Here is a 5,784-nt window from a genome sequence, read left to right as displayed (position 1 = left end):
AAATTTACTCAACGTCAGCTCCTCGCGGAGGCCGGCATTCCAATACCTGCTTATCGCTTAGCAGCGAATGCAGCGGAGGTTGAAATCTCTGCCGCCGAGATCGGCCTGCCGGTGATTCTGAAGCCAGCCATAGGCAGCGGCAGCATCGGTGTGCGATTATGCAGCACCGTCGATGAGTTAGCCGAACATACCACCTACCTATTGGGTGGGAAGCACATTTGGCGATCTTCGCCGAGGATACTTGTTGAAGAATACGCGAATGGTCCGCATTATATCGCTCAGATAATGGGAAATGAGGTCGTTGCGATTGCCGCCGCTGACTACGGCCCCCCACCGCATTTCGTCTTTCATAGCGGCACCCAGCCAGCCTCGCTGACAGATGACGAGCACGAGCGAATCGCCGACGTTTCGCTGAGCTGCTTGCGAATTCTCGGCCTTGGCTGGGGTCCCACGAATGTTGAACTCCGGTGGACGAAGCTTGGCCCTGTCGTCATTGAAGTGAATCCGCGACTTTTGGGCGGGACGGGTTCTCAATTGGTTCGGCTGGCTTATGGAGTCGATCTTATCACCGAACACATCAAGCTTGCCGTCGGCCACGAATGGGATTTGCGCAGAAGGCATTCACACATTGTGGCCGTCCGGGTCCTAATTCCTGACCGTGATGGCATCGTCGATTGGATCCATGGCGGCAGTCAGGCTGCTGCTGTACCGGGTGTCGCAGAGGTGCAATTTTGTGTCGAGCCCAATACCCCTATCGTGAGGAAAGGCGACTATCGAGATCGCATGGGACATGTCATAGCCGCTTCACCCGACCGTGTCCGGACCGAGGCGATAATTCAGCGTGCGGTGAACTTAATCAGTTGGTCGATCTCTCCATTTCCGTGAACAAAGACAATCATCAGCCCCTCAAGTCGCCGCACCAGGGGAAGCTATTGAAGAGGAAACTTGTAGTGCAAAATCAAGTGCGGTCGTCGCAAAGTGAATGATACCTAATTTTGTTTCTGGGAACCTCTAGGCAATTGAACTTATCTGCGGTGGACAATTGTCTTCTGATTTTTTGCGGCGGCTATGTCGCGCGAGTAATTCCCAGGCCACAGCAAGAGGATAGCCGCGGTGTTAGAGCAACCAGCCCTGCCCCCCCCTCCGCTCGTCGGACCCCGTTCTGCCGAGACTTTCGGCCGGGCGCGCAGGGTTTTCCCGGACGGCACCACGCGGATCACTATCGAGCGCGATCCCATTCCCCGCTACATGCATCACGGAGAGAGTGCGTTTCTTGTCGACGTTGATGGCCGTCGTCTCCTAGACCTCAACGGCAACTTCACGACCCTCATCCATGGCCACGCCTTCCCGCCCGTGATCGAGGCCGTGACGCAGCAGCTCAGAAGCGGATGCTGCTTCGCCAACCCGACCGAGATTGAAATCGATCTTGCTGAGCTTCTCTGCGCCCGAATTCCGCATCTTGACCGCATCCGCTTCGTCAATACCGGTACCGAGGCGGTCATGTTTGCGATTAAGGCGGCGCGGGCGTTCACGGGACGTCCCGCCATTGCCAAGATCGAGGGAGCCTATCACGGCGCCTACGACTGGGTCGAGGTCAGCCAGGCTGCAACGCCTCAAACGTGGGGCGATCCCGAACATCCCGCGCCCACTCTTTCTTATCGCGGCATGCCGCCAGCTGTGCTCGATGACGTTGTGATTTTGCGCTTCAACAACGCCGAGGGCGCGCGCCGGCTGATCACGGAACATGCAGGGCGTCTCGCAGCCGTCCTCGTTGATCCCATGCCGAGCCGCAGTGGGCTCATTTCGCCCACGCCGGATTTCGTATCCGCCATCCAAGAGACGGCCCGTCGTCACGGTATCCTTGTTATCAGCGACGAGGTTCTCAACCTCCGACAGGGTTACGAAGGCGCCTCTGCGCTCTATGGGCTCGCCCCCGATCTCTTCGCGCTCGGCAAGATCATTGGCGGCGGGCTCCCCATCGGCGCGATCGGAGGCCGCAGCGAGGTGATGGCAGTCTTCGAGGCCGCATCAGGCGGTCCTGCTCTGCCGCAGGGCGGCACCTTTTCAGCCAATCCGCTCTCGATGGCAGCAGGACTCGCCGCGATGGAAGCCCTCGACCGCGCTGCCTTCGATTACCTCGAGCGGCTGGGGGACAAACTGCGAAACGGGCTCGAACGCATCATCGCGCGGCACGGCGCCCCTTTCAGCGTCACTGGAGCCACTTCCCTCTTTCGCCTTCACCCGCGGCGCAAGCCGCCGCGAGAGTTCCGAGAAAGTTTCCTTACCCTACAGGAGGTGGCCGTGATGACGGAATTAACTCGCTTCTTCGCCACGGAAGGCATCATTCTGCCCAAAGCGGCCGCCGCTTGCCTCTCAACACCGATGGGGGAGGATGAGATCGCCTTCGTCGCAAATGCTTTCGACCGCTTCCTAATTCAGCGCGCGGCGCTCCTCGACACTATCACGGGTTAGATCATGGAAGAAACCGTCGCACAGGCGATCGCGCGTGCGTTGAAGCCCTTGTTTGGCCAGAGCCTGCCGTCTGCCGTCCTCCTCGCCTGCGGTACGATTGGCATCCCGCCAGCTCGCCTACCGGCAGGAGAAGATGGGGGGCGCCATGGCAGACGACTTTGAACGCGTCTTAAGCAGGATTGCAGTGGTTACCACCCAAAACGGGCCGCCCGCGGCCATCCTCGTGCCATCACTTCCGGAGGCTTTCAAGGCGAGCCTGTCGGAACGCGCACCAACCAGAATGGAACAGACAGTTGGCGCCAGATCACGCCTGGCGCGTGCAACATCCATATCGGCGTCGATCCAACCGAGGTCGGTTGCACCTACGAGGCGCTGTGCCTCGTGGTCCATGCTGCGGTCACGATCAACGCTCTTTGTCAAATCCTCCAACACATCGACCTGTGGCGCCGCCGCGCCGATGGTACGCAACTGCGTGTCCGTCGTCGTAATCGTGCTAAAGAATGGCGTGCTCGGCTTCCAAAGGCATGCCGAAGCAATGCCGTTAGGACCCTGTACGAGCGCCTGCCATTTCGCTCCAGTCGACCACGCAGCAATCGCCCGGGCGTGCGGTTGCGGCGCGACCGTCGTCAGGGTACCGGACGACATAGGGCCTGCTCTCGAGGCGCTCGCCTCTGAAAGGCCGTGGCTAGTCAAGGTCGTCGCCGCCCCCAACGCCCATCCTGCTCTTTCCCTTTTCGGCGGCGCGGTTGACCAGAACGTCGTGCGCGACGTGGGTTCCGTTTGATGACGACAGAAAACACCAAATCAATGGGCGTTGCGGTCGTCACCGGCGGGGCAACCGGGATCGGGTTTGCGACCGTCGCGCATCTAATCGACGCTGGCTGGCGCGTCGCTTTCTTCAGCCAGACGAGAGAGCGGGTGGAGGCTGCCGCTGTCGATCTACGCGCCCGTTTTCCAGCTTGGAATATCCACGCCGACACGGTCGACCTCCGTGACGAACGCGGCGTCTGCCGGTTCTTCGCCAATGTCCGCGAGCGGTGGGGAACGGTATCCGCGCTTGTCTGCAATGCTGGCTACTCGCCGAAAGGTCCAAACGATCAGCGTGTCGCTCTCGGCCATATGCCGCTTGCCAAATGGGATGATGTTATCCGGGTGAACCTCACGGGCGCCTTCCTCTGTTGCCGCGAGGTGTTGCCCGGTATGGCGGAAGCCCGGCAAGGCCGTATCGTCCTGATCAGTTCACTCGCGGCGCGTACGCAGCCGAAGATCGCCGGAGCGAGCTACGTTGCCTCGAAGAGCGCGCTTGCAGGGCTCGCCCGGTCGATCATGAGCGAATACGCCGGGCTTGGTATCACGGTGAACACGATCTGCCCTGGCCGTGTCTTAAGCAATATGACGGGACCGCCCGAGAGGCCCGGAAACCGCGCTGCACTCGCGCGGATCCCGATCGGCCGGCTCGGCAGGCCCGAAGACATCAGCCGCGTCATTAAGTTTCTTGTTCGCTCGGATTCCGACTTCATTAACGGCGCCATCATCGATGTCAACGGCGGTGAGTTCGCCCCCTCTTAATCTGTCGGCCGGCGGCACAAACCATTCAGTGACGAAGGACGCGGCGCCGGCCACTCCCGCACATTCTGCGCATGCGCGAACTTACGGACCTGCTGCACTAGGGGCCATGGCGAACGCCTGGAACAGGCTGCCTTCGGACAGGGCCGTGGTCAAGCCAAGCGAGCCCTGGCATCACGCGCACGGCGGCGACTTCTCACATCCGAAGGCCACCATGACAGGATCTCGGCCGCGTCGTTCCAAGGACGCCTCATTGGCGGGAGGTGGTGGCCGATAGCGACAGCGGATGCTCGACAGCAGCGAGGACGTGCTCAGCCGTCAACGCCTCGAGGTTTTGGCTTCAGGCGATGCTTCTGGCCGCGCGTGCGGAGAATGAGAGGCTCCGCCAAATCATCAAGGAGTTGCAGCGCTATCGCTTCGGGCCAAGGGCGGAGGGCCTGCCCGAGGACCAGTTGCTTCTGGGCCTGGATGGCCAGCAGGTAGAGGCGGAGGGCTTCGCCGGCACCGAAGCCGCGGACCCATCAAAGCGGTTTGGCGCATTTGCCGCCGCGTCTTCATGGGATGACCTTCGGCGACAATCGATGCGATCGGCGCAACGACGCCCGTCGACATCCGCGATCGAGCCCTGCTGCTACTCGCCACGACGGGCATTCGCAACGGTGAGCTACGCGCCATTCAGCTGCAGGATATCGACTGGCGTGCTGGCGAGGTATCGGTCCGGCGCACCAAGGGCAAGCGGGATCGGGTGGCGCCGCCGCTCGAGGAGACCGGCGCCGCGCTCGCCGACTACGTCCTGCGCGCTCGACCGAAGGTGGATAGTCCGTATCTGTTCCTGTCCTTCACGCCGCCCGTGGCAGCATTCAAATGCGCGTTTGCGACATGGCGGGGTTGAACTCGGGCGAGTCGCAGGTGCGCATCTCCTGCGCCACAGTCTTGCTACCCAGCTCGTCAAGCAGTGAAGGCCGGTCAACGAGGTCGTCGATCTTCTAGGGCACCGAAGCATCAACACAACGCCATTGTACGTAAAGGTCGCCACCTCGCAGCTTGCCGAGGTCGCACTTGCGAACATTCGACCTGTCATGGCAGCTTACGATGGTGAGTGTGCCCGATCCGATACACGTTTTCCGTGCTCTTTGATTCGCCGAGAGCGATGCGGTCGTGAGCGGCAGCTCTTTTTGCGACAAGATGATCAAAGGCATGACGGCTCCGCAAGCAGCCCAGTCTCACGCCGGGCTTTGCGAAGTCGCAGCCTTCCTTTTTCAGCTCATGTTGACCAGTCCCGAGAGCGGGAAGTGTCGCATCCTTCGCATACTAAATGGTTTGCTACATATGGAGTGGCATGACGATTGTTCTAGAATTCAAATTGAATCGGCCCTTTGTACATAGTCTGCCTTCCTAGAATCAGACAAGTGGGCGGGGCGCTTCATAGACGCTGTAACCGAAACGTGATTCGCTCGGCCGGCGGCGGGCGAATCGAGGGACGGCGAATGTCGGGGCCACGCGAGAAGCGCGAGACGGGAGAGCAGGACCTGTTCCGCTCCAGGCTCGACCAGATCATCAGCATGAAGCACGAGCTGGTGCGGCTGGCGGATGCGATCGACTGCCCGATGCTGGAGGAGCGTTTTGGCGCGGTCTATTCGGACGGCCCCCGCATGCCGCCGCTGCCGACCCGGCTGATGGCGGGGCTGGCGATCCTCAAGCACACCTTCAACCTGTCCGACGAGGTGCTGTGCGAGCGCTGGGTGG

General features: G+C 61.0%; 6 protein-coding genes and 2 pseudogenes. 7 read left to right on the top strand and 1 reads right to left on the bottom strand.

Translation table 11 applies throughout. From position 1 onward, the window contains the following. On the top strand, positions 1-885 hold an 885-nt coding region (locus tag EN780_RS25975), incomplete at its 5' end, for an ATP-grasp domain-containing protein (RefSeq protein WP_127302631.1). Between the two features lie 228 nt (positions 886-1,113). Then, positions 1,114-2,472 carry an aspartate aminotransferase family protein gene (locus EN780_RS25970; RefSeq protein WP_245466456.1) on the top strand — a complete coding sequence of 453 codons (1,359 nt, stop codon included), beginning with the start codon at positions 1,114-1,116 and terminating at the stop codon, positions 2,470-2,472. A 117-nt stretch (positions 2,473-2,589) separates the two neighbouring features. Here EN780_RS25970 and EN780_RS41605 read toward each other — a convergent pair whose 3' ends face one another. Continuing rightward, positions 2,590-2,940, bottom strand: a complete 351-nt coding sequence (locus EN780_RS41605) for a hypothetical protein (protein WP_348526696.1) — start codon at positions 2,938-2,940, stop codon at positions 2,590-2,592. On the opposite strand from EN780_RS41605, the gene EN780_RS41600 reads away from it, so the two are divergent. The 5 genes and pseudogenes from EN780_RS41600 to EN780_RS25945 form a co-directional block, all read left to right on the top strand. Next, entirely contained in the window at positions 2,861-3,256 is a 396-nt protein-coding gene (locus EN780_RS41600) for a thiamine pyrophosphate-dependent enzyme (RefSeq protein WP_348627502.1), read from the top strand. The genes EN780_RS41605 and EN780_RS41600 overlap by 80 nt on opposite strands. After that, positions 3,256-4,041 carry a 3-oxoacyl-ACP reductase FabG gene (fabG, locus tag EN780_RS25960; protein ID WP_126080649.1) on the top strand — a complete coding sequence of 262 codons (786 nt, stop codon included), beginning with the start codon at positions 3,256-3,258 and terminating at the stop codon, positions 4,039-4,041. The genes EN780_RS41600 and fabG overlap by 1 nt, the downstream gene beginning before the upstream one ends. A gap of 344 nt (positions 4,042-4,385) precedes the next feature. Then, positions 4,386-4,568 (top strand): annotated as a pseudogene (locus EN780_RS41595) (transposase); the annotation flags it as partial. A gap of 47 nt (positions 4,569-4,615) precedes the next feature. Then, positions 4,616-4,930: a tyrosine-type recombinase/integrase gene (locus EN780_RS40820; RefSeq protein ID WP_348627501.1), complete on the top strand. Its 315-nt coding sequence runs from the start codon at positions 4,616-4,618 to the stop codon at positions 4,928-4,930. Between the two features lie 595 nt (positions 4,931-5,525). Continuing rightward, positions 5,526-5,784 (top strand): annotated as a pseudogene (locus tag EN780_RS25945) (IS5/IS1182 family transposase); the annotation flags it as partial.

Origin of the sequence: Mesorhizobium sp. M4B.F.Ca.ET.089.01.1.1 (assembly GCF_004022605.1) — a bacterium.
Taxonomy (GTDB): domain Bacteria; phylum Pseudomonadota; class Alphaproteobacteria; order Rhizobiales; family Rhizobiaceae; genus Mesorhizobium; species Mesorhizobium abyssinicae.
The sequence above is the reverse complement of the archived record's forward strand: the minus strand, read 5'-3'. Positions and strand labels throughout refer to the sequence as shown.